This window comes from Streptomyces sp. NPDC059224, from assembly GCF_042754285.1.
Classification (GTDB): domain Bacteria; phylum Actinomycetota; class Actinomycetes; order Streptomycetales; family Streptomycetaceae; genus Streptomyces.
The window spans coordinates 128,478-152,802 of the sequence record NZ_JBHZAN010000024.1 but is presented as its reverse complement, the minus strand read 5'-3'; the positions used below and the strand labels follow the sequence as shown (position 1 = coordinate 152,802).

At 70.8% G+C, this 24,325-nt stretch carries 21 protein-coding genes and 3 pseudogenes; 17 read left to right on the top strand and 7 right to left on the bottom strand.

The annotated features are described in order from the left end of the window. Positions 1 to 22: 22 nt before the first annotated feature. A complete protein-coding gene (locus ACFXI4_RS26810; protein ID WP_384995442.1) occupies positions 23 to 1,558 on the bottom strand; it encodes a gamma-aminobutyraldehyde dehydrogenase in 1,536 nt (511 codons plus the stop codon). A 208-nt stretch (positions 1,559 to 1,766) separates the two neighbouring features. Between ACFXI4_RS26810 and ACFXI4_RS26805 the strand changes: the two genes are divergently transcribed. After that, positions 1,767 to 2,339, top strand: coding sequence for an NADAR family protein (locus ACFXI4_RS26805; protein ID WP_384995439.1), 573 nt, complete (start codon positions 1,767 to 1,769; stop codon positions 2,337 to 2,339). Positions 2,340 to 2,430: 91 nt separating this feature from the next. Here ACFXI4_RS26805 and ACFXI4_RS26800 read toward each other — a convergent pair whose 3' ends face one another. Then, entirely contained in the window at positions 2,431 to 3,153 is a 723-nt protein-coding gene (locus ACFXI4_RS26800) for a DUF4190 domain-containing protein (protein ID WP_384995436.1), read from the bottom strand. Positions 3,154 to 3,215: 62 nt separating this feature from the next. On the opposite strand from ACFXI4_RS26800, the pseudogene ACFXI4_RS26795 reads away from it, so the two are divergent. The 9 genes and pseudogenes from ACFXI4_RS26795 to ACFXI4_RS26755 form a co-directional block, all read left to right on the top strand. After that, a pseudogene (locus ACFXI4_RS26795) lies at positions 3,216 to 4,389 on the top strand (adenosine deaminase); the annotation flags it as partial. A 33-nt stretch (positions 4,390 to 4,422) separates the two neighbouring features. After that, a complete protein-coding gene (locus tag ACFXI4_RS26790; RefSeq protein WP_362726254.1) occupies positions 4,423 to 5,115 on the top strand; it encodes a glycerophosphodiester phosphodiesterase in 693 nt (230 codons plus the stop codon). Between the two features lie 17 nt (positions 5,116 to 5,132). After that, positions 5,133 to 5,408, top strand: a pseudogene (locus ACFXI4_RS26785) (glycerophosphodiester phosphodiesterase); the annotation flags it as partial. A 51-nt stretch (positions 5,409 to 5,459) separates the two neighbouring features. Then, entirely contained in the window at positions 5,460 to 5,636 is a 177-nt protein-coding gene (locus ACFXI4_RS26780) for a hypothetical protein (RefSeq protein ID WP_384995433.1), read from the top strand. A gap of 217 nt (positions 5,637 to 5,853) precedes the next feature. Next, positions 5,854 to 6,192: a hypothetical protein gene (locus ACFXI4_RS26775; protein WP_384995430.1), complete on the top strand. Its 339-nt coding sequence runs from the start codon at positions 5,854 to 5,856 to the stop codon at positions 6,190 to 6,192. 171 nt (positions 6,193 to 6,363) lie between these two features. After that, entirely contained in the window at positions 6,364 to 7,071 is a 708-nt protein-coding gene (locus ACFXI4_RS26770) for a LuxR C-terminal-related transcriptional regulator (protein ID WP_384995501.1), read from the top strand. A 367-nt stretch (positions 7,072 to 7,438) separates the two neighbouring features. After that, positions 7,439 to 9,142 (top strand): NAD-dependent malic enzyme, encoded by a 1,704-nt coding sequence (locus tag ACFXI4_RS26765; protein ID WP_384995427.1) that lies wholly within the window; start codon positions 7,439 to 7,441, stop codon positions 9,140 to 9,142. Between the two features lie 107 nt (positions 9,143 to 9,249). Further along, on the top strand, positions 9,250 to 10,173 hold the full coding sequence (locus tag ACFXI4_RS26760; RefSeq protein WP_362723252.1) for a LysR family transcriptional regulator: 924 nt from the start codon (positions 9,250 to 9,252) through the stop codon (positions 10,171 to 10,173). A gap of 73 nt (positions 10,174 to 10,246) precedes the next feature. After that, complete coding sequence (locus ACFXI4_RS26755; protein WP_384995423.1) at positions 10,247 to 11,125, top strand: SDR family NAD(P)-dependent oxidoreductase; 879 nt, start codon at positions 10,247 to 10,249, stop codon at positions 11,123 to 11,125. Here the strand turns inward: ACFXI4_RS26755 and ACFXI4_RS26750 are convergent. The 3 genes and pseudogenes from ACFXI4_RS26750 to ACFXI4_RS26740 all read right to left on the bottom strand — a co-directional run. Further along, positions 11,126 to 11,315, bottom strand: a pseudogene (locus ACFXI4_RS26750) (ATP-binding protein); the annotation flags it as partial. A gap of 199 nt (positions 11,316 to 11,514) precedes the next feature. Continuing rightward, entirely contained in the window at positions 11,515 to 12,267 is a 753-nt protein-coding gene (locus ACFXI4_RS26745) for an SDR family NAD(P)-dependent oxidoreductase (RefSeq protein WP_384995421.1), read from the bottom strand. 46 nt (positions 12,268 to 12,313) lie between these two features. Next, entirely contained in the window at positions 12,314 to 13,396 is a 1,083-nt protein-coding gene (locus ACFXI4_RS26740; RefSeq protein WP_362723248.1) for an aldo/keto reductase, read from the bottom strand. A 342-nt stretch (positions 13,397 to 13,738) separates the two neighbouring features. Between ACFXI4_RS26740 and ACFXI4_RS26735 the strand changes: the two genes are divergently transcribed. Further along, positions 13,739 to 14,551 carry an AraC family transcriptional regulator N-terminal domain-containing protein gene (locus tag ACFXI4_RS26735; protein WP_384995499.1) on the top strand — a complete coding sequence of 271 codons (813 nt, stop codon included), beginning with the start codon at positions 13,739 to 13,741 and terminating at the stop codon, positions 14,549 to 14,551. 878 nt (positions 14,552 to 15,429) lie between these two features. Here the strand turns inward: ACFXI4_RS26735 and ACFXI4_RS26730 are convergent. Together ACFXI4_RS26730 and ACFXI4_RS26725 are read right to left on the bottom strand one after the other, a co-directional pair. Further along, entirely contained in the window at positions 15,430 to 16,623 is a 1,194-nt protein-coding gene (locus ACFXI4_RS26730) for a spermidine/putrescine ABC transporter substrate-binding protein (protein ID WP_384995418.1), read from the bottom strand. A 256-nt stretch (positions 16,624 to 16,879) separates the two neighbouring features. Continuing rightward, a complete protein-coding gene (locus tag ACFXI4_RS26725; RefSeq protein ID WP_384995416.1) occupies positions 16,880 to 18,319 on the bottom strand; it encodes a gamma-aminobutyraldehyde dehydrogenase in 1,440 nt (479 codons plus the stop codon). Positions 18,320 to 18,483: 164 nt separating this feature from the next. Between ACFXI4_RS26725 and ACFXI4_RS26720 the strand changes: the two genes are divergently transcribed. From ACFXI4_RS26720 to ACFXI4_RS26695, 6 genes are all read left to right on the top strand, one after another. Further along, on the top strand, positions 18,484 to 19,002 hold the full coding sequence (locus tag ACFXI4_RS26720; protein ID WP_384995413.1) for an Lrp/AsnC family transcriptional regulator: 519 nt from the start codon (positions 18,484 to 18,486) through the stop codon (positions 19,000 to 19,002). Beyond that, positions 18,987 to 20,369 (top strand): aspartate aminotransferase family protein, encoded by a 1,383-nt coding sequence (locus ACFXI4_RS26715; protein ID WP_384995411.1) that lies wholly within the window; start codon positions 18,987 to 18,989, stop codon positions 20,367 to 20,369. Before ACFXI4_RS26720 ends, ACFXI4_RS26715 begins: the two co-directional genes overlap by 16 nt. Positions 20,370 to 20,558: 189 nt before the next feature. After that, positions 20,559 to 21,299, top strand: coding sequence for an ABC transporter ATP-binding protein (locus tag ACFXI4_RS26710; protein ID WP_384995408.1), 741 nt, complete (start codon positions 20,559 to 20,561; stop codon positions 21,297 to 21,299). Beyond that, a complete protein-coding gene (locus ACFXI4_RS26705; RefSeq protein WP_384995405.1) occupies positions 21,281 to 22,603 on the top strand; it encodes a hypothetical protein in 1,323 nt (440 codons plus the stop codon). Before ACFXI4_RS26710 ends, ACFXI4_RS26705 begins: the two co-directional genes overlap by 19 nt. Before the next feature lie 109 nt (positions 22,604 to 22,712). Next, on the top strand, positions 22,713 to 23,120 hold the full coding sequence (locus ACFXI4_RS26700; protein ID WP_384995403.1) for a VOC family protein: 408 nt from the start codon (positions 22,713 to 22,715) through the stop codon (positions 23,118 to 23,120). A gap of 16 nt (positions 23,121 to 23,136) precedes the next feature. Further along, complete coding sequence (locus ACFXI4_RS26695; protein ID WP_384995401.1) at positions 23,137 to 24,267, top strand: LOG family protein; 1,131 nt, start codon at positions 23,137 to 23,139, stop codon at positions 24,265 to 24,267. The last annotated feature ends 58 nt before the right edge of the window (positions 24,268 to 24,325 follow it).

Genomic DNA, 24,325 nt, shown 5'->3' with positions numbered 1-24,325 from the left:
TGATGAGCGGCCTCAGGTGTGACTATCGGTCCCCGAAGATCGTGCGGTGCCAGTCCTTCCGGGCCACCGCCGTGTTGTCGAACATTACGTGCTTGACCTGGGTGTACTCCTCGAACGAGTACACCGACATGTCCTTGCCGAAGCCGGACGCCTTGTAGCCGCCGTGCGGCATCTCGCTGATGATCGGAATGTGGTCGTTGACCCACACACACCCCGCCTTGATCTCGCGGGTGGCGCGGTTCGCCCGGTAGACACTGCTGCTCCACGCGGAGGCGGCCAGACCGTAGGGGGTGTCGTTGGCCAGCCTGATGCCCTCATCATCACTGTCGAACGGCAGAACGACCAGCACCGGGCCGAAGATCTCGGCCTGGACGATCTCACTGTCCTGCGGCGCGTCGGCGATCAGCGTGGGCCGGTAGTAGGCGCCGCTCTTCAGCTCGTCCTGCGGGGGCTCGCCGCCGGTCACCACGCGCGCGTAGCCGCGCGCCCGCTCGACGAAGCCGGCGACCCGGTCCCGCTGGGCATGCGAGATGAGCGGTCCGAGGTCGGTGCCGGGCGCGAACGGGTCGCCCAGCCGCACGGTCTCCATCAGCGCGGCCGTCCGCTCGACGAAGGCCTCGTAGAGCGGCCGCTGCACGTACGCGCGCGTGGCCGCGGTGCAGTCCTGACCGGTGTTGATGAGCGCCCCCGCGACGGCCCCGTTGACGGCCGCCTCCAGATCGGCGTCGTCGAAGACGACGAACGGCGCCTTGCCGCCGAGCTCCAGGTGGAGCCGCTTCACGGTCGCCGTGGCGACCTCAGCCACCCGCTTGCCGACCCCGGTGGAGCCGGTGAAGGAGGTCATGGCGACGTCGGGGTGCCCGACGAGATGCTCACCGGCCTCCTTCCCGGTCCCGGTGACGATGTTGACGACACCGTCGGGGATGCCGGCGAGGGTGGCGGCCTCGGCGAAGAGCAGCGAGGTCAGCGGTGTCAGCTCGGCCGGCTTCAGGACGATCGTGTTGCCGGCCGCGATCGCCGGGAGGATCTTCCACGCGGCCATCTGGAGCGGGTAGTTCCAGGGCGCGATCGACCCGACGACACCGATCGGCTCCCGGCGGACGTACGAGGTGTGGTCGCCGGAGTACTCCCCGGCCGCCTGCCCCTGGAGGTGCCGGGCGGCGCCCGCGAAGAACGCGGTGTTGTCGATGGTCCCCGGTACGTCGAACTCCCGAGTCAGCTTGAGCGGCTTGCCGCACTGGAGGGACTCGGCGCGGGCGAACTCCTCGGCGCGGTCGGCGAGCACGGCGGCGAACCGGTGGAGCGCGTCCGACCGCTCACCCGGTGTCGACCGGGCCCACCCGGGAAAGGCGTCCCGCGCGGCGGCCACGGCCCGGTCGACGTCGTCCGCCCCTGCCAGCTCGTAGGTGTACACGTCCGTGCCGGTGGCCGGGTCGACGACGGCGTGCCTACGCCCGGACGTGCCCTTGGCGAACCGTCCCGCGATGTACTGTGCGCCGCCCGCGAGCCGCTCCTGCGCGGGGAAGGTCTCCGGGGTGGCGGTGCCCGGGTTGTCCATGTCGCCTCTCCTCCGCCGTCACCCCGCACGAGAGGCGGGTGGCGTAGCTCCAGCTCGAATTGACTGCCGATCCTGGCAGAGCAGAGGGAGTCCAACAAGTGATTCCGTTGTTGCCTTTTGGTTACGCGACGGAATCTGTCGACCAGGTGTCGAGTCAGGGTGGAAAAGGCAGGACGGAGTGTCAGTGGTGCCTGCCAGACTGCCGTGCATGGCGAAGATCGATTCGGCGGAAGCCCTGATCAGGGCGGCCCGGGCGGGGGCCAGGATCAAGTACCTGCACTTCTGGGGACACCGGCCGCGGCCGGACGGACAGCTCTCGGCGAGCTGCCTGAGCCAGTGGTGGCCGTCACCCTTCGTGGTCGACGGTGTCGAGTACGCGACCGCCGAGCACTGGATGATGGCAGGAAAGGCCCGGCTGTTCGGGGACGCGGAGGCCGAGCGCCGGGCCGTGGCGGCCGGACACCCCGCCGGGGCGAAGAAGGCGGGCCGGCTGGTCCGGAACTTCGACGAGGAGACATGGCGGCGGGAGCGCTTCGGGATCGTGACCGAGGGCAGCGTGCACAAGTTCGCCGCCGACCCGGACTTGCGGGACTACCTGCTCGGCACCGGTGACCGGGTCCTGGTGGAGGCGAGTCCGGTGGACCGGGTCTGGGGCATCGGACTGGCGGCGACGGACGAGGCGGCGGCGGACCCGTCCCGCTGGAGGGGGCTGAACCTGCTGGGGTTCGCGCTGATGGAGGCACGCGAGAGGCTGCGGGCGACGGGGGCCGGCCCGACGTGAAGGGGCGCGGACAGCGGCGGGCCCCCGGCCACGCTCAGCCGGCCGTCGCCCCGCCGCCCTCTCCGACGCGTGCTCGCCACGCCACCCCCTGTCAACGCGTGCTCGCCACCACGATCACCACGATGAACGCCACGGCGAGCAGCAGACCCACTGACCCGCAGATGATGCCCGCCAGCGCCTGCCCCCCGTTCGTGGCCTCCCCGCGCCGGACCCGGGCCCGCCCGATCGAACCGAAGACGATGGCCAGCACCCCCATCACCAGCGCGACCGGCCAGGCGCAGAACCCGACGACACTGATGATCCCGGTGACGAGACTCCCCGTGCCCAGCCCGTTGTCGGGCATCGGCTGCGCACCGGGCCAGCCGCCGTATCCCCCGGGCCCGACGGGGTAGGGCGGAAACGGCTGCCCGGGGTAGCCGTACCCTGGGCCCTGGCCGGGACCGGGCGCGCCCGGACAGCCGTAGGGGACCTGGCCGGGCCCGCCCGGAGCCATCGGCGGCGGCGGCACCGCCGCACTCTGCGGATACGGCGGCGCGTAGGGGCTCGGGGCGGGCGGTGTGTACGGGCTCGGCGCGGGACCGGCACCCGGAGCCGCGAACGGGCCGGCCGCCACGCCCGGAGCCGCGTCCGACGGCGCCGCGTAGGGGTTCGCCCAGCCCTGGGGCTTCGCCCCCTCCTCCGCCCCCGGCATCGCCGCGACCGTCCGCTGGTCATGGACCGAGGGCGGCACCGCTGCCTCCGCTCCCGCTCCGTCCCCCGCCGCAGCCGTCTTGTCCAGCCGTACCTTCGGAGCTTCCGGCGCCTCGTCAGCCATCTCGCGATGTCCCCTCTCCTGCACGCGTGCCGCCGTCATGCTAAGGCCCGTCCGCCTCGAACGCCGGTCCGGCCTACGATGGCCCCGGATCACCGATCAGCCGATCACCGCGCAAGGCGCCAGCTCACGGCCGTACCACCGCCGAGGGCGGCCCGGCGCCGTTCCGGGGAGGAACCCTTGACCGACCACCGCACCGAACCCGCGCCGCGCGATGTGCACGCCTTCATCGCCGGGCTGCCGAAGGCCGAACTGCACGTCCACCACGTCGGCTCAGCCTCCCCCCGGATCGTGTCGGAACTGGCCGCCCGGCACCCCGACTCCAAGGTGCCCAGCGATCCCGAGGCGCTGGCCGACTACTTCACCTTCACGGACTTCGCCCACTTCATCGAGGTCTACCTCTCGGTCGTCGACCTGATCCGCACGCCCGAGGACGTCCGGCTGCTCACCTACGAGGTGGCCCGCGAACTGGCCCGCCAGCAGGTGCGCTACGCCGAGCTGACCATCACCCCCTTCTCCTCCACCCGGCGCGGGATCGACGCACGGGCCTTCATGGACGCGATCGAGGACGCGCGGAAGGCGGCGGAGTCCGAGTTCGGGACGGTACTGCGGTGGTGCTTCGACATCCCCGGCGAGGCGGGCCTGGAGGCCGCCGAGGAGACGGTCCGGCTCGCGACCGACGACCGGCTCCGTCCGGAGGGACTGGTCTCCTTCGGTCTCGGCGGCCCCGAGATCGGCGTCCCCCGGCCGCAGTTCAAGCCGTACTTCGACCGGGCCGTCGCGGCCGGCCTGCACTCCGTCCCGCACGCCGGTGAGACCACCGGGCCCCAGACCGTCTGGGACGCCCTGACCGACCTGCACGCCGAGCGCATCGGCCACGGCACCAGCTCCGCGCAGGACCCGAAGCTCCTCGCCCACCTCGCCGAGCACCGCATCGCTCTGGAGGTGTGCCCGACCTCCAACATCGCCACCCGCGCGGTCCGCATCCTGGAAGAGCACCCGATCAGGGCCTTCATGGACGCGGGCGTGCTGGTCACCGTCAACTCCGACGACCCGCCGATGTTCGGCACCGACCTGAACAGCGAGTACGCGGTCGCGGCCCGTCTCCTCGCCCTCGACGAGCGCGGTGTCGCCGACCTCGCGAAGAACGCGGTGGAGGCGTCCTTCCTGGACCGGACGGGCAAGGCGAGGATCTCGGCGGAGATCGACGCGTACACGAAGGCGTGGCTCGCCCCCTGAAGAACGGCTGCGCGACCCTGACACCATGGGCCCATGCAGACCGTGACCGCCGTCGCCCACCGCGGCGACCCCTACCGCTTCCGCGAGAACACGCCGGCCTCCCTGCGTTCCGCGCTCCAACAGGGCGCGGACGCGGTGGAGATCGACGTACGGCTGACGCGTGACGGCGTCCCCGTCCTCCTGCACGACGCGACCCTGAAGCGCCTGTGGGGGGTCGAACGCCCGCTGAGCGCGCTGTCCGCGGACGAGGTGCGCGGTCTCACGGAGGGCGGTGTACCGACGCTCGCCGAGGCGCTGGCGGCGGTGGACAGCCGGGTGATGATCGACCTGCCCGGCGGTCCGGGCGAGCGGGCGGTGGCGAGGATCGTCGCCGTGGCCCGGGAGAGCGGTGCGGCGGACCGCGTCTACTACACGGGAGACGCGGCGGCGATGCTGGCGGTACGGGCGGCGGACGCGGCGGCGGAGATCGCCCTGACCCGCAAGACACTGGCGCCGGTGCGCCCGGCACTCCTGGACGTGATCCGCCCCCGCTACCTCAACTACCGCTTCACCCTGCTCGACCACGCCCTGACCGAGCACGTCCATCGCAACGGCCACCTGGTCTCGTGCTGGACCCCGGACACCCGCCGCTCGATGCGCCGTCTGCTGGACATGGGCGTCGACTCCGTCACCACGAACCGGGTGGACATGCTCGACTCGCTCCGCCGCCACCTCACCGACCGCTGAGCGACCGCCGCCGGTCCGACGCGGCGGCGGAGATCGCCCTGACCCGCAAGACACTGGCGCCGGTGCGCCCGGCACTCCTGGACGTGATCCGCCCCCGCTACCTCAACTACCGCTTCACCCTGCTCGACCACGCCCTGACCGAGCACGTCCATCGCAACGGCCACCTGGTCTCGTGCTGGACCCCGGACACCCGCCGCTCGATGCGCCGTCTGCTGGACATGGGCGTCGACTCCGTCACCACGAACCGGGTGGACATGCTCGACTCGCTCCGCCGCCACCTCACCGACCGCTGAGCGACCGCCGCCGGTCCGCACACCGAGGTCCTGCGCGCCGCACTCGTCCGGGTGGGCGGCACCGACGGCACCTGGCGCGGCAGTGTCGGCGTGCACGGCCTGACGAGCCGCCGCGAGGCGGACCCGGGCGCCCGCTTCCGGGCCGGTTCGACGACGAAGGTGACGGCGGCGGTGCCGTCGCTCGCGCCGGAGCACCGCGTCGATCTCGGCGCCCCCGTGCAGCACTGACTTCCGGGCTGTTCAACCCCGCCTTCCGGCGCCTCACCGTAGGGAAGTTGCCCAACCACACCAGCGGCGTCCGGGCGGGCGACGGCTTCGCCGGCTCCTTCGTCGCGCAGTACGCGCACCGCTACGTAGGTGACCGGGCGCTCGTACGCCTCCGTGGCCGGCCGGCTCGTACTCCGCCCCGCCGGGATCCGGGAGGCCCGCTTTCGCGGCCGGCGACATGATCTCCACCGCCGCCGACCTGGAACGGCTGCCGGCCTCCCTCCTCCGCGGGCGGATCGTGCCGCCGGGACCGTGGCCGGAGAAGATGTCCACGGCCCCGGCACACATCGAAGGAGCCGTCCACGGCGCCGGGTTGCAGCGGTTCGCTTACGGCGGCCGGGTGGACCGGCTCAGGTCGGGCTCCCGGTACGGCTGCGGCGCGGAGCCCGCCGGAACCCGGGCCCTGAGCCGGACCCTCGTCCACTCGGTCGCCGCGACCGACGCCACGATCGAGGAGACGGACGGGTGGCCGCGCGATCGCGAAGGCCCGGGGCGCGGCACCGGGTCCAGGCCGTGATCACGGGGTACGACAGGGGGCTGGTCCGGGCCAGGTGAACACGTCGGAGTGAATCCGGCTCCGGCGGGGACCTAGTGGGCGAACCCCCTCTCCCGGGGCGGCCGATCCCGGCGTAGCATGTGAACGAAACAGTTTCGTTTACGGAACGGACCTCGCATGGAGAAGACAGGCATGGTCTCCGTACTCGTCGTCAACGACCAATCCCTCCAGCGCCTCGCCCTGCGCATGCTCCTCACCGCCGAGCCGGGCCTGACCGTCGCCGGAGAGGCGACGGACGGGGACGGGGCGATCCGTGCGAGTGCCGAACTCCGCCCGGACGTCGTCCTCATGGACGGCCGGCTGTCAGGGGCGGCCGGCACCGAGACCATCCGGCGCCTCACCCACCCCGCCCCCAGGACCACCCGGACCCCCGGCTTCCCCGCCGCCGCGGAGGAGACCCTCGCCCCCCGGGTCCTGGTGCTGACCCCGGCCGAGCAGGAGGCGGAGGCCTGGGCCGCCCTGCGCGCGGGCGCCGGCGGCTTCCTGCTCGACGACGCCGACCCGGCCGAACTGACCGCTGCCATCAAGGTGGTGGCCGCCGGGGACGCCGTCATCACGCCGGGTCTGACACGTGCGCTCATCGACGCGGTCCGCGAGCAGCACACGGTCCGCCCCCTCCCCCGCACTCCGGGGCTCGGCGCCCTCACCGGGCGCGAGCACGATGTCCTGGTCGCCGTGGCCTCCGGCTGGTCCAACGCCGAGATCGCGCAGTGGCTGTCCATCGCCCCGACCACGGTGAAGACCCACGTCAGCAACGTCCTGGCGAAGATCGGCGCCCGCGCCCGCGTGCAGGCGGTGACCTTCGCGTACGAGTCGGGACTGCTCCGGCCGGCGGCCTAGGGGATCCCCGCCGACCACGGTCGGGATCCGGCGGGCCGGCGTCTCCGCGGCGGAGCCCGCCGGCAAGCAGACCGTCGCCGGCACGTCCTCGGCGCGAGGGCACGGGCCGCCTTCCGGGGCTCCTCTTTGCTCAGCGAGCACAAGCCTCCGCCGGTGAGGAATGCCCTCGGGTAATGGAACAGGCGACCCGCCGCGAGCCACGTCATGAAACGCTGACCGGCCGATCGCCAGGGGTTCGCAAAGCGTGCAGATGGCGCGCCGGACATGCCTCCTGGTCATCGATTGGCGTCCATGCAGGCATTGGACGTATGCGTGCCGACGGCCGAGGCTTGCGGACATCACCTGTTCCTCCGACCAGGAGCCGATCATGAGGACCCAGTGGAACGCAGCCGAGGGGCACATCGAGACGACCGCGCGCGGCCGTGCCGTGCTCTCCCAGCCCCGCCTCAACCGGGGCACCGCCTTCACCCGGGAGGAACGGCGGTCACTGGGCCTGGTGGGCCTCGTGCCGACGGCGGTGCTGACCCTGGAACAACAGGCCGAGCGGGCGTACCAGCAATACGCGGCCCAGCCGACCGACCTGGCCAAGAACGTCAATCTCACCGCGCTGCACGACCGCAACCAGGTGCTCTTCTACCGGCTGCTCGGTGACCACCTCGACGAGATGCTGCCCATCGTCTACACGCCGACCGTCGGCCGGGCGATCCAGCGCTACAGCAACGAGTACCGGCGCCCGGCCGGCGTGTACCTGTCGGTGGACGAGCCGGAGGACATCGAGGGCGCGCTCACGGCCACCGGCCTGGGCCCCAACGACGTCGACCTGATCGTCGCCACGGACGGCGAGGCCATCCTCGGCATCGGCGACTGGGGCGTGGGCGGTATCGACATCTCGGTGGGCAAGCTCGCCGTCTACACCGCCGCCGCGGGCATCGACCCGAACCGCACCCTGGCGGTCATGCTGGACGTCGGCACCAACCGCCAGGAACTCCTGGAGAGCCCGCTCTACCTGGGCAACCGGCACCCGCGGGTGGACCGGGAGACGTACGACGCCTTCATCGACGCCTACGTCACCACCGCCCGCCGGCTCTTCCCTGACGCCCTGCTGCACTGGGAGGACTTCGGCGCCGCCAACGCCCGCCGGATCCTGGAGCGTTACCGTCCGAACGAGTTCACCTTCAACGACGACGTCCAGGGCACCGGCGCCGTCAACCTCGCCGCCGTGCTCTCCGGGGTGAGGGCCAGCGGGATCGCGCTGCGCGACCACCGCGCGGTGATCTTCGGAGCGGGCACCGCCGGCATCGGCATCGCCGACCAGCTGCGCGACGCCATGGTCGCCGACGGGCTGACCGCCGAGGAGGCCACCGCCCGCATCTACGCCGTGGACCGCTTCGGCCTGCTCACCGACGACCAGGAGGGGCTGCGCGACTTCCAGGTCCCCTACGCCCGTCCCGCCGCCGAGGTCGCCGACTGGCACCGGGACGAGAAGATCGGGGGCGTCGCACTGGCCGAGACCGTCGCGCGGGTGCGGCCGACGGTCCTGATCGGCACCTCCGGCCAGGGCGGCTCCTTCACCGAGGACATCGTCCGTACGATGGCCGCCCACACCGACCGCCCGATCGTGCTGCCGATGTCCAACCCGACCGACCTGGCCGAGGCGGTCCCGGCCGACCTGCTGGCCTGGACGGACGGCCGCGCCCTGATCGCCACCGGCAGCCCGTTCCGCCCGGTCGAGCAGGACGGGGTCCGGTACGAGATCGGGCAGGCCAACAACGCGCTGATCTTCCCCGGCCTCGGACTCGGCGCGATCGTCGCCCGGGCCACCCGGGTCACCGACGGCATGCTGGCCGCCGCCGCGCACGCCGTCGCCGGCCGGACCGACGCCACCGGCCCCGGAGCGCCGATCCTGCCCCTCACCGACCAGCTGCGCGAGACCTCGGTCGCCGTGGCGGTCGCGGTGGCCCGCGCCGCCGCCGACGACGGGGTGGCGCGCGTGGCGGTGGACGACTCGGTGCAGGACCGGGTGCGGGCGGCGATATGGAAGCCCGTCTACCCGCCGATCAAGGCCGTCTGACCCACCGCGCGCCCCGGCGGCGGCCGGCGGAGCAATTCCCGCACCACTCCCCCACATGCACCCACGGTCTGCGTACGGCCCGTCCGATGCGGCGGGAGAATAGGAGCATGGATCTCCAGGTACTGCGCTCCTTCCAGGCCGTGGCCGAGGGGGCGACCGTCACCGAGGCCGCGGCGGCCGCGCACATCACCCAGCCCGCGCTCTCCCGGGCCCTGAACCGGCTGGAGGGCGAGGTCGGCGCGGAACTCCTCCAGCGGGTCGGCCGGGTCCTGCGGCCCACCCCGGCCGGGCGCGTGTTCAAGGAGTACGTCGACACCCTGCTGGACAGCTACGACCGGGGACGGCGGGCGGTGGCCGAGGTCGTCGACCCCGACACGGGCGTGGTTTCGCTGGCCTTCCTGCACACCCTGGGCACCTGGCTCGTACCCACACTGGTCACCGGATTCCGGCAGCGCTTCGCCGCCGTCCGGTTCGAACTGCACCAGGCCGACGAGAACGGTCTCGCCCAGCACCTCCTGGACTCCACCGCGGACCTGATCATCACCGGCAAGGACCCCGGCCATCCGCTGATCACCTGGCGGCGGCTCCTGGTCGAGCCCCTGTGGCTGGCGGTCCCCGCCCGGCACCGGCTCGCGCAGCGACGGCGGGTGCGGCTGGCCGAGGTGGCCGACGAGCAGTTCATCGTGCTCAAGCCGGGCTACGGGCTGCGCAGTGTCACCGAGACCCTGTGCCACCAGGCCGGGTTCAGCCCCCTGGTCGGCTTCGAGGGCGAGGAGGTGGAGACGCTGCGCGGACTCGTCGCGTCCGGTCTCGGCGTCTCCCTGATCCCGGCCGCGCCGGAGGCCACCGCGGCCCCGGAGACCAACCCGGACCTGCCCATCCGCTACCTCAGGCTCACCGACGTACGGGCCGCGCGGGACATCGGCGTCGCCCGCCTGGCCGCCCGCTCCCTGCCCCCGGCCGCCCGGCGCTTCATCGACCACGCCCTGAACACGACGGCCGGGACGGGCGGAGTGCCACGGCACCCCTGAACACCGCGGCGCCCGACGAGACGCTTAACACAACACGGTTGCACTAATAACGAAACCGTGTTGTGCTGCCGTCATGACTTCCCCCACCACTCACACCTGTTACATCCCCGCCACCCCCCGGGGCGGCGGACCAAACCTCGCGATCGCCGCCCTGGAGGCCGGCGACGACGTCGTCGCCACCGCCCGCAGGCCCGAGCAGCTGGACGGCCTCGTCGAGAAGTACGGCGACCGCGTCCTGCCCGTCGCACTCGACGTCACCGACCGGCCCGCCGCCGAGGCCGCCCTGCGGGCCGCCGTCGACCGCTTCGGCCGGGTCGACGTCGTGGTCAACAACGCCGGATACGCCAACCTCGCCGCCGTGCAGACGACCCCGGAGGAGGACTTCCGCCGCCAGTTCGACACCAACTTCTGGGGCGTCTACAACGTCTCCACCGCCGCGCTCCCGCTCCTCAGGGCCCAGGGCGGCGGCACCATCGTGCAGTTCTCCTCCATCGGCGGCCGCGTCGGCTCCACCCCCGGCCTCGGCTCCTACCAGGCCGCCAAGTTCGCCGTGGACGGCTTCACCCGGGTCCTCGCGGCCGAGACCGCGCCCTTCGGCATCCACTGCCTGGTCGTGGAACCCAGCGGCTTCGCCACCGACTGGGCCGGCCCCTCGATGCGGATCCCCGAGGTGGCCCCGGAGTACGAGCCGACCGTCGGGGAGATGGTCCGCCGGCTGGGCGGTGCCGCCGCCGGCGACCCGAGGCGTGCCGGGGAGATCCTGGTCCGGGTCGTCAAGTCACCGAACCCGCCCACGCACCTGCTCCTCGGCGTCGACGCCGTCGAGATGGCGCAGAGCTACTCGCGTGCCCAACTGGAGGAGGCCGGCACCTGGGAACAGGTGAGCCGCTCGGCCGACTCCGACCAGGACTACCCGGCCGAACTCCCCGAGGGCGCCCGGCCGACTGACTAAGTAGCCGACTTCGTCCAGGACGAGGACGGCTGGCCGCAGGTAGCTTCCGAGTTTGCTGGTCAGGCGCCGCCCACTCCCGGCGGTCCGAGCAGGGCTGCGTCGCCTTGGCCTCGACGAAGGAGAGGGGGGCCAGGTCCTTGACCTCGTGGGGGGCGAGCTCGGGCTGGAACGAGAAGTCGTAATCCTGCACGACCGCTGCCGGCGACCCATGCGGTCACAGCACCGGATACGGAGTGTCGCCAGACGCCCAGCCCCTGCAGCGTCGACTCAAAGACTGCGGCCGAGACCTATCCCTGCCAGGCCGTCGCTTGGTCGATTCCAACAACGGAACCTGTGGCCATCCCCCATGGCAGATGGCCACAGGATGTCCGGAGATTCCGGTCCCAGGGTCAGGGAACGGAGTAGCCGCCATCGACGGGCAGTGCGATGCCGGTGACAAAGCTCGACTTGCCGGAGCAGAGCCAAACGACAGCGTCGGCGATCTCCTCGGCACGGGCGATCCTGCCGAGGGGGTGAGCGTCGGCGAGTGACTTCCGCGTCTGGTCGTCCAGGGTTGCGATCATGGGAGTGTCCACGAGGCCGGGGCATACGGCGTTGATGCGGATGCCGTGCGGTGCGGCCTCAAGCGCGGAGCTCTTGGTCATCGCGATCTCCGCAGCCTTGGTGGCCGTATAGCCAGAGAACCCCGCGACGCCCACCAGCCCCGCACCTGAGGACATGTTCACGATCGCGCCGGCCCCTTGAGCGACCATGTGCTGCAGCTCGTACTTCATCGACAGGAAGACGCCGCGCACGTTGAGGGCGATCATGTGGTCGAGCATCTCGGTCGAGTATTCCGTGGTGAGTTGGTACTCGCCGTCATAGCCCGCGTTGTTCACGGCAAGGTCTAGGCGGCCGGTGCCGTCGGCCGCAGTGCGGACGGCCATTTCCACCTGGGACTCGTCGGTGATGTCCGCCACCACGTAGCGAGCCGAGCCACCGCGGGCCTCAATCTGGCTGACGGTCTCCTGCAGGGTTTCCACCGTACGGCCCGCGACCGTCACCAGCGCCCCCTCGGCGGCCAGCGCCAGGGCTGACGCCCGCCCTATGCCGCTCCCACCGCCGGTGATGAGCACCGACCTGTCAGCGAACTGCTTGGTCATATCTGTCCTTCGTTTTCACATTGCATCTCGGGAACTGGAACCGAGGTCAGTAGCGGGCGTCGCTGATCTGCAGCAGCGGCGACACGATCGACGGGACTCCGTCCACTGTCGCTCCCGTGAACTGCAGCATGCGGGCCAGCATCCTGTTGTTGTCAGCCGGGAAGTTCAGGGCGGGAGCGGACACCTCGTCGAGGGTGGCGCGCTGAGTCTCGGTGAGGGCGACCTCCAGAGCGCCCAGATTGGCCTCAAACTGGTCCAGGCGACGCGCGCCGATCAGAGTGGAGGCAATTCCGGATCGCGCGTGGACCCAGGCCAGGGCTACTTGGGCGGGACTCGCGCCCACCTCGCCGGCGACGGTGTTGAGGGCGTCAATGACGATGTAGTCGGTCTCGCTGGGGGTGCCGACCAGTTGTGCGCGGGCAGTGTCCACGGGGAGGGTGCTGCTGCTGGAGTACTTACCGGACAGGAACCCGCTCTTCAGCGGCCCCCAGGCCATGACACCCATGCCCAGGGCCTGGGCCATGGGGAGGAGCTCCCCCTCCGAGGTCCGCTCGAGCAGGGAGTACTCCAGTTGCAATGCGGTGATGGGAGCCCAGCCTCGGAAGCGCCCGATGGTGGCTGCTTCGGCCGTCGCCCACGCGGGCACGTCGGAGAAGCCGACGTAGCGAACCTTGCCGTCGCTGACCAAGTCGTCCAGGGCGCGAAGGGTCTCCTCCACGGGCGTGGAGGGGTCGAAGTTGTGCAGCCAGTAAATGTCGACATAGTCGGTCTGGAGGCGTCGGAGCGAGTTCTCGAGCTGCTGCACGATTGCCTTACGGCCGGCTCCGCCGCCGTTGGGGTCATTTTCGTACAGGTTGCCGAAGAACTTCGTGCCCAGAACGACTCGATCGCGAAGTCCGGGCCGCTCGGCGAAGTAGTCGCCGACGATCTTCTCGGCATGGCCGTTGGTGTAGATGTTGGCCGTGTCGATCGAGTTGCCGCCCCTGTCCAGATAGGCGGCGATGATGTTCCTGGCCTCTTCCGGGCTGCAACCCCAACCGTGATCCTCACCGAATGTCATTGTTCCCAGCGTGAACGGGCTTATTCGCAGCCCCGAGCGGCCCAGCGTGGCGAAGGAATCGAGGGTCATTGTGAATCTCCAAGCTGATGGGGATGTACGTCACCACGCGAAACGGCATGCCCCCGGCTTCGGCGTATCGGTCATCCGTCCGCGCCCGCGATCTGGCGACCGGAGCCATGAGGCGGCGGCGTGGATACCGTTTCTCTGTGTTCCTCCATTGGAGCCCACTCGGCGCAAGCCACCTAGAACAGCCTGCGCAATTCCTTGCACGATACGCTCAAACCTGCGTGCATCACGTTGCCCGAGCGCAGGCGCTCATGGTCTCCTGGCGTAGTGGACCACCTTGATGAACTGCGTCACCGGATTGCGCGACTCGCCGCAGTCAGCCAGCGACCGTTGGCGATCGAAGGAATGACGGTGTTCTCGGCCCGGCATGTGACCGAACCTCTGGGCGTGGTCGTCGAGCCCACGTTCGCTCTGGTCCTCCAGGGGGCGAAACGCTCCATACTCAATGACCGCATTCTCGATTACCACGCGAGCCAGTACCTCGTTGTGACCGTCGATCTCCCGCTGACCTCTCAGATCACACGCGCCACGTTCGACGAGCCGTTTCTCGCGTTCGGACTGCCGCTACGATCCGCGACCATCGCCGAACTGCTGATGGAGGCCGGCTCCACTGCGTTCCGCCCTCACGACGGGCCCGGCATCGCTACCAGCGACGCCGACGACAAACTACTGGATGCTGTCGCCCGACTGCTGCGCCTGCTGGACGAGCCACGTGACCTCGCGATTCTCGCTCCTGGCGTGCAACGCGAGATTCACTGGCGCCTGCTGAACGGACCCCAAGGCGGCCTGGTCAGACAGATCGGCCTGGCCGATAGCCGTGTGTCCCTCGTCGCCCGCGCCATCACATGGATCACGGCCCACTACGACGAAGTGATCCGGATCGACGACCTCGCCGACGAAGTCAACACAAGCGTCTCTTCACTCAACCGGCACTTCCGCGCGGTGACCGCCATGAGTCCGCTGCAATACCAGAAGCAGCTGCGACTGCAAAAGGCCCGCCTGCAACTCATCGCAGCGCCACATGACGTCGCCGCGATTGGTGCCACCGTGGGGTACAACAGCCCGTCGCAGTTCAGCCGCGAGTACCGGCGTATGTTCGGAGTCCCACCGGTTCAGGACGCACAACGCCTCCAAACCGCTGAGATGGTGCGGGAGTAAGGGCTGTCCCGTAATCCCTGGTGGATCAGCGCGCGGCGTCAGATGCGGTGCATCGCAAGGCGGAGGGTCGTCCTCATACTGGGCGTATTCGGGCGAGCCCGACAACGCTGCGAGGTGCCGTAGCTGTCGTCGTGCGCCCGCCGGGGATTACGGGACAGCCCTTAGGCAGCCGGTCACGCCGCTCACCGTGCGGCAGTCGCTTTCACGGGTGAGCGTGGAGTCGCGATACTCCGTGCTCAAGACCCTGTCCTGCACTGCTATCACGGCTGACGACATCGACCGTGCACTGGTCGGAGCGAAGCCAAGGCTCACCCCTGCTGCCCCGGCCTGGTCCACGAACAGGCCCGGCGTGCGCGCCACCTGAACCGCCTCCACCTGTTGATCAGCGATGGGCCGGCCGGCGCCACGCCCTGAGGCGGGCCGTCACCGAACAGGAGACACCGGCTTCGTCCACAGGGTTGGGGGACGCACTGCGGGGGTGCCCTTGAGGAGCGCCGACACCGTGGCGAACGGCCCGGCTGCCCGATCAGGGAGCAGGTGAGCACGGCCGTGTCCCCGTCCACCGAACGCCGGGGTGATCGGTGACGGCCCGCCTCACGGTGAGGCGCCGCTGAAAGGTTCGGCGCGCGGGTCGCGGGCGGGTGCCGGTGCGAAAGAAACAGCCGCGGCCTCGAGTACCTCGTTCACCCGCCGTAGCTCGCCGTTCTCCTTTTCCGGCTGCCGAGCCCGTGCGGACTCGTCACGGGTGGCAGGAGCCTGCGGGGCAGCCCGGACATCGTGCTTCTTCACCCGGTGCCGCCGGGCTTCGGGATGATCGCCGAGCAGATCACCGGCCTCACGCATGGTCCCCGGCCGGCCCGGCGACCACAGGCCGGCGCCTACAGCCCCACGATCTTGTTCCACCGCTTCGCGAAGTCCACGCGTTCGGCCGAGGTGATGTCGCGGGCGATGGCGAGGCGCCTGCGCATCGCCGTGTTCGGGAAGATCAGGGGGTTCTCGGCGAGGGCCGCGGTGTCCTTGTCCTTGGAGTCGGCGAGCACCTGCCGGGCCGCCGGGACGGGGCAGACGTAGTTGACCCAGGCGGCCAGCCGGGCGGCGACCTCGGGCTCGTAGTAGTGGTCGACCAGGCGCTCGGCGTTGACCTTGTGGTCGGCGCGGTCCGGGATCATCAGGGAGTCCGACCACAGCTCCGCGCCCTCCTCCGGGACGAGGAAGCGGATGTCGGGGTTGTCGGCCTGCAGCTGAATCACGTCACCGGAGTACGCCTGGCAGGCCAGCACGTCGCCGCTGACCAGGTCCTTGGTGTAGTCGTTGCCGGTGAAGCGGCGGATCTGGCCGCGGGCCACCTGCTTGTCCACCTCGTCGCAGACGTCGTAGAAGTCGTCGGCGGTCCACTGGGTGATGTCCACTCCGTTGCCCTGCATCAGCAGCGCGAACGCCTCGTCGAGACCGGAGAGCAGGGTCACCCGGCCCTTGAGGTCGCTCGCCCACAGGTCCTTGACGTGCCGGATCTCGCGGCCCAGCTTGCGGTGGTTGTAGGCGATGCCGGTGATGCCCGACTGCCAGGGCACCGTGTACCGGCGGCCCGGGTCGAAGGCGGGCGAGCGGAGCAGCGGGTCCAGGTACCTCGCCACGTTCGGCTGGTGGGCGCGGTCCATCTTCTGGACCCAGCCGAGCCGGACGAACCGCGCGCACATCCAGTCGCTGATGACGATCAGGTCGCGGCCGGTGGACTGGTGGTTCATCAGCGCCGGGCTGATCTTGCCGAAGAACTCGTCGTTGTCGTTGATCTCCTCGATGTAGTCGACGGAGATCCCGGTCTGCTTCTCGAAGGCGTCGAGGGTGGGCCGCTTGTTCGGGTCGTCGTCGTCGACGTCGATGTACAGCGGCCAGTTCGCGAAGACCAGCCTGCGGTCCCGGGCGGACACGTCGGTGACGTCGCGGTCGTCGGCCTTGACGTAGGCGGCGGGCACCCCGCAGCCGGCCAGGGCGCCCAGCGCGGCGGCACCGCCGAGCGCGCGCAACAGGGAGCGACGGGACGGCCCGGGCGTTCGAGAGGGATTCTGGGGCACACCTGAAGCATGTCCCGCCTGCCCGCGGCCGGGCAATCGACGCTGCGTCGAGCCCTCTGACGCGGACCGGACACCTTGTCGATGACCTGGGTCGACACGGCTTGCACGGCGGGTCACCGGGGGCTCGCACGGCCGGTCACCGGGGGCCGACGGCAAAGCGCTGCCCGGGGACTCCTCGTCCCCGGGCAGCGCCACGTACCCGGCGGCGCGGGAACCCGGGCGACCAGCCCCGGCCCCCACCGCGCCGCATCCGGACCTACGCGTCCAGCGACGTCATCACGTGCTTGATCCGCGTGTAGTCCTCGAACCCGTACCCCGACAGGTCCTTGCCGTAGCCGGACTTCTTGAACCCGCCGTGCGGCATCTCCGCGACCAGCGGGATGTGCGTGTTGATCCACACGCAGCCGAAGTCCAGCTTCTTGGACATCCGCATCGCCCGCCCGTGGTCCTTGGTCCACACGGAGGAGGCCAGCGCGTACTCGACGCCGTTGGCCCACTCGGTGGCCTGGTCCTCGTCCGTGAAGGACTGGACGGTGATGACCGGCCCGAAGACCTCGTTCTGGATGATCTCGTCGTCCTGCTTGAGCCCGGAGACGACGGTCGGGGCGTAGAAGTAGCCCTTGTCGCCGACCCGCTGTCCGCCGGCCTCGACCTTGGCGTGGGCGGGCAGCCGCTCGATGAACCCGGAGACCTGCTTGAGCTGGTTGGGGTTGTTCAGGGGGCCGAACAGCACGTCCTCGTCGTCCGGCTGCCCGGTCTTCGTCTCGGCCGCGGCCTTGGCGAGCGCGGCGACGAACTCGTCGTGGATGGACTCCTGGACGAGGACGCGGGTGGCGGCCGTGCAGTCCTGGCCGGCGTTGAAGAAGCCCGCGACGGAGATGTCCTCGACGGCCTTGGCGATGTCGGTGTCCTCGAAGACGACGACCGGCGCCTTGCCGCCCAGCTCCAGGTGGACCCGCTTGAGGTCCTTGGAGGCGGACTCGGCGACCTGCATGCCGGCGCGCACGGAGCCGGTGATGGAGGCCATCGCCGGAGTCGGGTGCTCGACCATGAGACGGCCGGTGTCACGGTCGCCGGTGACGACGTTGAAGACGCCCTTGGGGAGGATGCCGCCGAGGATCTCGGCCATCAGGACCGTCGACGCCGGGGTGGTGTCGGACGGCTTGAGTACGACCGTGTTGCCCGCGGCGAGCGCCGGGGCGAACTTCCACACGGCCATCATCATCGGGTAGTTCCAGGGCGCGACCTGCGCGCAGACACCGATCGGTTCGCGGCGGACGATGGAGGTGAGCCCCTCCATGTACTCGCCGGCCGAGCGGCCCTCCAGCATCCGCGCGGCACCCGCGAAGAAGCGGATCTGGTCGACCATCGGCGGGATCTCCTCGGAGCGGGTCAGCCCGACGGGCTTGCCCGTGTTCTCCACCTCGGCCGCGATGAGCTCCTCGGCGCGCTCCTCGAACGCGTCGGCGATCTTCAGGAGGTACTTCTGGCGCTCGGCGGGCGTGCTGTCCCGCCACGCCGGGAAGGCCGCCGCGGCGGCCGCCATGGCCGCGTCGACGTCCGACGCCCCGGACAGCGGCGCCGTCGCGTACGCCTCGCCCGTCGCGGGGTTGACCACCTCGGTGGTCCGTCCGTCGGCGGCGTCCCGGAACTCACCGTCGATGTAGTTGCGCAGACGACGCAGCTCGGTGCTCACTGCCGGCCCTCCAAGTTCGGGTGTCCATTGACTGAGACACCACAGTAATCCGAGATCCCACGTTTTCAACACCCCCACCGGCATCCCCTCTGCGAAATCCGCAATACCAGCTACCGTAAACAACGAATTTCATCGCTACGGCCTTGCGGAACCGTCGAGACGTCGTGCACAGTGAGGCCGTGGCCAGTCGAAGCGCAGACCAGAGGGACTCCTCCCGCGAGTCCAGGAACGGCACCCCGCAGTTGGACGCCGTTTCCCTCGCCATCATCCAGCAGCTCCAGGAGGACGGCCGCCGGCCGTACGCCGCGATCGGCAAGGCCGTCGGCCTGTCGGAGGCGGCCGTGCGCCAGCGCGTCCAGAAGCTGCTGGACCAGGGCGTGATGCAGATCGTCGCCGTGACGGACCCGCTCACCGTGGGCTTCCGCAGGCAGGCGATGGTCGGCGTCAACGTCGAGGGCGATGTCGAGTCGATCGCGGACGCGCTGACGGCCATGTCGGAAGTCGAGTACGTGGTGATGACCGCGGGCTCGTTCGACATCCTCGCGGAGATCGTCTGCGAGGACGACGACCACCTGCTGGACGTCATCAACAAACGCATCCGGGCGCTGCCCGGCGTGCGCTCCACCGAGAGCTTCGTCTACCTGAAGCTGAAGAAGCAGACCTACATGTGGGGAACCCGATAACCGTGACCCAGAAGGACCTCAGCCGCACCGCGTACGACCACCTGTGGATGCACTTCACCCGCATGTCCTCGTACGAGAACTCGCCCGTCCCGACCATCGTCCGGGGTGAGGGCACCTACATCTACGACGACAAGGGCAAGCGCTACCTCGACGGTCTCGCGGGCCTGTTCGTGGTCCAGGCCGGTCACGGCCGCACGGAACTCGCCGAGACCGCCTTCAAGCAGGCCCAGGAACTGGCGTTCTTCCCGGTGTGGTCGTACGCCCACCCGAAGGCCGTCGAGCTCGCGGAGCGGCTGGCCGACTACGCCCCCGGCGACCTGAACAAGGTCTTCTTCACCACGGGCGGCGGCGAGGCCGTGGAGACCGCCTGGAAGCTCGCCAAGCAGTACTTCAAGCTGCAGGGCAAGCCGACCAAGTACAAGGTCATCTCCCGCGCGGTCGCCTACCACGGCACCCCGCAGGGCGCCCTGTCCATCACCGGCCTGCCGGGCCTGAAGGCCCCCTTCGAGCCGCTGGTCCCCGGCGCGCACAAGGTCCCGAACACCAACATCTACCGCGCCCCGCTCTTCGGCGACGACCCGGAGGCCTTCGGCCGCTGGGCCGCCGACCAGATCGAGCAGGAGATCCTCTTCGAGGGCGCGGACACCGTCGCCGCGGTCTTCCTGGAGCCCGTGCAGAACGCCGGCGGCTGCTTCCCGCCCCCGCCCGGCTACTTCCAGCGGGTCCGCGAGATCTGCGACAAGTACGACGTGCTGCTCGTCTCCGACGAGGTCATCTGCGCCTTCGGCCGGCTGGGCACGATGTTCGCCTGCGACAAGTTCGGCTACGTCCCGGACATGATCACCTGCGCCAAGGGCATGACCTCGGGCTACTCCCCGATCGGCGCCTGCATCGTCTCCGACAGGATCGCCGAGCCGTTCTACAAGGGCGACAACACCTTCCTGCACGGCTACACCTTCGGCGGCCACCCGGTCTCCGCGGCGGTGGGTCTCGCCAACCTCGACCTGTTCGAGCGCGAGAACATCAACCAGCACGTGCTCGACAACGAGGGCGCGTTCCTGTCCACCCTGCAGAAGCTGCACGACCTGCCGATCGTCGGCGACGTCCGCGGCAACGGCTTCTTCTACGGCATCGAGCTGGTGAAGGACAAGAACACCAAGGAGTCCTTCAACGACGAGGAGACCGAGCGCGTCCTGTACGGCTTCCTCTCCAAGGCGCTGTTCGAGAACGGCCTGTACTGCCGTGCCGACGACCGCGGCGACCCGGTCGTCCAGCTCGCCCCGCCGCTGATCTCCGACCAGGAGACCTTCGACGAGATCGAGCAGATCCTGCGCGCCACGCTGACGGAGGCGTGGACGAAGCTCTGATCATCGGATCAGCGGTCCGATCCGGCCCCGGTGCCGTCCGTTCGAGTGAGAACGGAGGCCCGGGGCCGTGTGCTGTCCGGGCTCGGCCCCCGACCTGCCTAGCGTGCACGTGACCGATCGGCCCAGCCTTCGTTCCCCCGGACGGGGGATCGGACGCGCGGAAACGGATCAGAACCGAGGTGTACGCCCATGGAGGCCCCGCCGGACAACGACGTGCTGTGGGCACGCTCCCTGCACTTCCGCCACCAGGACGGCTCGCCCGGTGTCACCGGTGTCTCGCTCGGTGTGCGGGAGGGCGAGATCCTCGCCGTCAGCGGCCCGCGCGGCAGTGGCAAGACCACGCTGCTGAGGTGCCTGTCCGGTCTGGTCCCGGCGCAGCACGGCGAGGTCTGGTTCAACAGCATGGCCGTACACCGGATGGGCCCGCTCACCCGCGAGCGGCTCCGCCGCGACCGCTTCGGCTGGATCGACCCGGCCCCCGCGCTGGTCCCCGAGCTGAACGTCTGGGAGAACACCGCCCTGCCGCTGATGCTGCGGGGCACCGGCCGCCGCCGGGCCAAGGTGGCCGCACTGGAGTGGCTGGAGCGCCTCGACGTCGGAGACCGGGCCCGTCGCCACCCGGCGGAGCTCCAGCAGTCCGAGCGCCAGCGCGTCTGCGTCGCCCGCGCGCTCGCCCCCTCCCCCACGATCCTCTTCGCGGACGAACCGACCGCGCCGCTGCACCGCGCCGACCGCGCCCACGTGCTGCGCACCCTCACCACGGCGGCCCGCTCGCACGGCATCACGGTCGTCCTCGCCACGCACGACGCCGAGACGGCGGCGCTCGCCGACCGCACCGTCGCGCTCCTGGACGGGCGCCGGGTGAACACCCTCCACCTGCCGCCGGTCCCCGAGACGGAAGGCCGGGCCGAGTGCTCGCTCTCCGTATGAGCCGCGCCGCCCGCCCGGCCGTCCACCTGCGCCGCCTCCTGGTGGCCGCGGCGGCCGGCGGTACGGGCTTCCTGCTGCTGTCCGCCCTCGGCTACGCGATGGTCCACCCGACCCACTCCACGGCCGCGCTGCTGCGCCTGTCGTGGTGCGCGATCCCGCTCGCCGCCACGGTGTACCTCGCGATCGCGGTCGCCCGCACCGACCCCGGCACCAGGCCGCGCCCGGGCCTGTCCGCCCTGGGACTGGGCCCGGGCCGCCTGATGGCCGTCGCCGCCCTGAACACGGCCCTGGCCTGCACCCTGGGCTCGCTGCTGGCCCTCCTGGTCTTCCTGCACCTGCGCGGAGACCTCACGGGCATGCCCTTCGACGGCGCGGCGAAGGACTTCCTGGCGGCGAACAGGTCCCTGCCCGTCCCGGCGGCCCTGACCCTCCTGGCCGTGCTCCCGGTGCTCGCCTCCGCGGCGGTGGCGGTGACCCTGCGCCCGAGGGACCTGCCGGGGCCGGCGGACCGGGCGGGTGTGTACGGACGCTTCGGGGCCCGCCTCTTCACCGCCGTGCCGCGCCCCGCGGCACCGTCCACGGCAGGCCGCGCCACCGGCACGGCGGCGCCGGCCGCGGACGTCCCCGCCGGGGACGCCACCCGGCAGGCGCCGGCGGGGGAAGCCCCGCCCCCCGCGGCCGCACCGGAGCCGACGGCGCTCGGCAAGTCGCCCAGCGGCCTGCCCTGGGGCATCGCCGTACTCGCCGCGGGCCTCGCCGTGGAGTCCTACGCCGGCGCCACCCCCCGCACCACCCTCCCCGGCGGCCTGGCCGTGAGCCCCGTCGGCGTCCTCGCCGGCTGGGCGCTCACCGCCCTGGGCCTGGTCCTCGCCGCCCCCGGCCTCACCCACCTCTGCGGCCGCCTGCTGCAGACCCTCCGTCCCGGCGCCCTCCGCCTGCTGGCCGGCCGGGGCCTGATGGCGGAGGCCACCCGGATCGGCCGCCCGCTCGGCGTCGTCTGCGCGGTGGCGTCCGCGGGCTTTGCGGCCCTCACGCTCTACGACGACGGCGACGCCCTCGCCCTCGGCCCGCTCACCACCCTCGGCGGTGTCGTGGTCGCCGGCTGTGCGCTGGCCACCCTGCTGACCGCGGCCGTGGAGGCCCGCCAGTCCCGCGCCGACACCACCGCGGCCCTGCTCCGCCTCGGCGCCCCGGCCACCGCGCTGCGCAGCGCCGCGGCCCTGCGCACCGGCGCCCTGCTGGCCTTCTTCGCCCCGCCGACCCTGCTGGTCGCCGACCTCGCCGCGCTGCCCCTCAGCCGCTGAGACGTCGTAGGGACGAACCGCGGCAGCAAAATCCGAACCCGCCGATGACTTTCGCACCCGTCTTCGGTCTGTCCCCCCGAACCGCACGACATCCGAGGGAGAGACCCCCATGTACCAGCAGATGATCTTCGTGAACCTGGCCACCGCCGACGTCGCCGCGTCGCGGAAGTTCTTCACGGAGCTCGGCTACTCGATCAACCCGCAGTTCAGCGACGACAACTGCGCCTGTGTCGTGATCAGCGACACGATCATCGCGATGTTCCTGAGCAAGCAGCGCTACGCCGACTTCACCAAGAAGGAGATCGCCGACTCGACCAAGACCAGCGAGGTGCTGATCTGTCTGAGCGCGGAGAGCCGCGGGAAGGTCGACGAACTGGTGGAGAAGGCGGTCGCGGCGGGCGGCACGGCGAACGACGACGTCCAGGACCAGGGCTTCATGTACGGCCGTTCCTTCGACGACCTCGACGGCCACAGCTGGGAGGTCGTGTGGATGGACCCGGCGGCCGTGCAGGGCTGACGCCTAGGGTGGGCGGGTGCATCAGACACCCGCCCAGCCGCAGCCCCACCGTGCCGCCCACGACCGTGAGATCGAGTCCCTCGCCGAGTTCGACGAGGTCGTCGCCACGCACGCCACGCTCGCCCAGTACCGCGTCCAGACCGTCGACCTGACGGACCGTACGGACGCCCTGCTCACCACCGACACCGCCGGCGCGGTCTTCCTCGGCTGCCCGATGTCGGCCGAGGCCGCCGCCCGGGTCCGCGCCTCGGGCGCCCTGGTGTTCCCGCCCGTCCCCGGCCTCCCCTTCGATCCGTACCGCGCCTTCGTCTACACACCCGCCGAACTGTTCGACGCGCTCGGCGAGGGCTACGAGGCGACCCCGGACGCCCGTTCGTACGCCTGGTTCCAGCGGACCAAGGCGGACGGCGACATATTCGCCTCGATGCTCCGCTCGATCCACGACGACGCGGTCTCCGACGCGCTCGACGAACTCCTCGACGGCGCCCGGGTGGTGGGCGTCATGGGCGGGCACGCGATGGCGCGCGGCACGGCGGAGTACGGCGGGGCCGCCCGGCTCGGCCGGGAGCTGGCGCGCGCCGGTTACACGGTGGCCACCGGGGGCGGTCCGGGAGCGATGGAGGCGGCGAACCTGGGCGCGTACGCGGCGCCCTTCGACGACGGGATGCTGGAGGAGGCGCTGCGGATCCTCGCCAAGGCGCCGTCGTTCCGGCCCTCGGTCACCGACTGGGCCCGGGCGGCCTTCGAGGTCCGCGAACGCTGGCCGGACGGCGGTGCCTCGGTCGGCATCCCCACCTGGTTCTACGGCCACGAGCCGCCGAACGCCTTCGCCGCGCACATCGCCAAGTACTTCGCCAACGCCACCCGCGAGGACGGCCTGCTGGCCCGCTCCAACGCCGGCGTGGTGTTCCTGCCGGGCGCCGCCGGGACCGTGCAGGAGATCTTCGACAACGCGACACCCAACTACTACGGGTCACGGGGCGAGCCGACCCCGATGGTGCTCGTGAACCAGGCGCACTGGAGCGAACGGCTGCCCGCCTGGCAGCTGTTGACCTCGCTTGCCCGGGAGCGGCCGATGGCGTCCCGTATCGCCCTGGTTGACCGGATCGAGCAGGCTTCCGAGGCGCTGAAACGTCTCGACAGTTAATAAGCAGGCAAAGTCAACACCTGTGGACCGCATATGCATTGACAGTACTTACGGCACA

Coding starts and splice junctions, on each gene's coding strand:
- ACFXI4_RS26810 (WP_384995442.1), bottom strand. CDS start 1,558: ATGGACAACCCGGGCACCGCCACCCCGGAGACCTTCCCCGCGCAGGAG.
- ACFXI4_RS26805 (WP_384995439.1), top strand. CDS start 1,767: ATGGCGAAGATCGATTCGGCGGAAGCCCTGATCAGGGCGGCCCGGGCG.
- ACFXI4_RS26800 (WP_384995436.1), bottom strand. CDS start 3,153: ATGGCTGACGAGGCGCCGGAAGCTCCGAAGGTACGGCTGGACAAGACG.
- ACFXI4_RS26790 (WP_362726254.1), top strand. CDS start 4,423: ATGCAGACCGTGACCGCCGTCGCCCACCGCGGCGACCCCTACCGCTTC.
- ACFXI4_RS26775 (WP_384995430.1), top strand. CDS start 5,854: ATGATCTCCACCGCCGCCGACCTGGAACGGCTGCCGGCCTCCCTCCTC.
- ACFXI4_RS26770 (WP_384995501.1), top strand. CDS start 6,364: ATGGTCTCCGTACTCGTCGTCAACGACCAATCCCTCCAGCGCCTCGCC.
- ACFXI4_RS26765 (WP_384995427.1), top strand. CDS start 7,439: ATGAGGACCCAGTGGAACGCAGCCGAGGGGCACATCGAGACGACCGCG.
- ACFXI4_RS26760 (WP_362723252.1), top strand. CDS start 9,250: ATGGATCTCCAGGTACTGCGCTCCTTCCAGGCCGTGGCCGAGGGGGCG.
- ACFXI4_RS26755 (WP_384995423.1), top strand. CDS start 10,247: ATGACTTCCCCCACCACTCACACCTGTTACATCCCCGCCACCCCCCGG.
- ACFXI4_RS26745 (WP_384995421.1), bottom strand. CDS start 12,267: ATGACCAAGCAGTTCGCTGACAGGTCGGTGCTCATCACCGGCGGTGGG.
- ACFXI4_RS26740 (WP_362723248.1), bottom strand. CDS start 13,396: ATGACCCTCGATTCCTTCGCCACGCTGGGCCGCTCGGGGCTGCGAATA.
- ACFXI4_RS26735 (WP_384995499.1), top strand. CDS start 13,739: ATGACGGTGTTCTCGGCCCGGCATGTGACCGAACCTCTGGGCGTGGTC.
- ACFXI4_RS26710 (WP_384995408.1), top strand. CDS start 20,559: ATGGAGGCCCCGCCGGACAACGACGTGCTGTGGGCACGCTCCCTGCAC.
- ACFXI4_RS26700 (WP_384995403.1), top strand. CDS start 22,713: ATGTACCAGCAGATGATCTTCGTGAACCTGGCCACCGCCGACGTCGCC.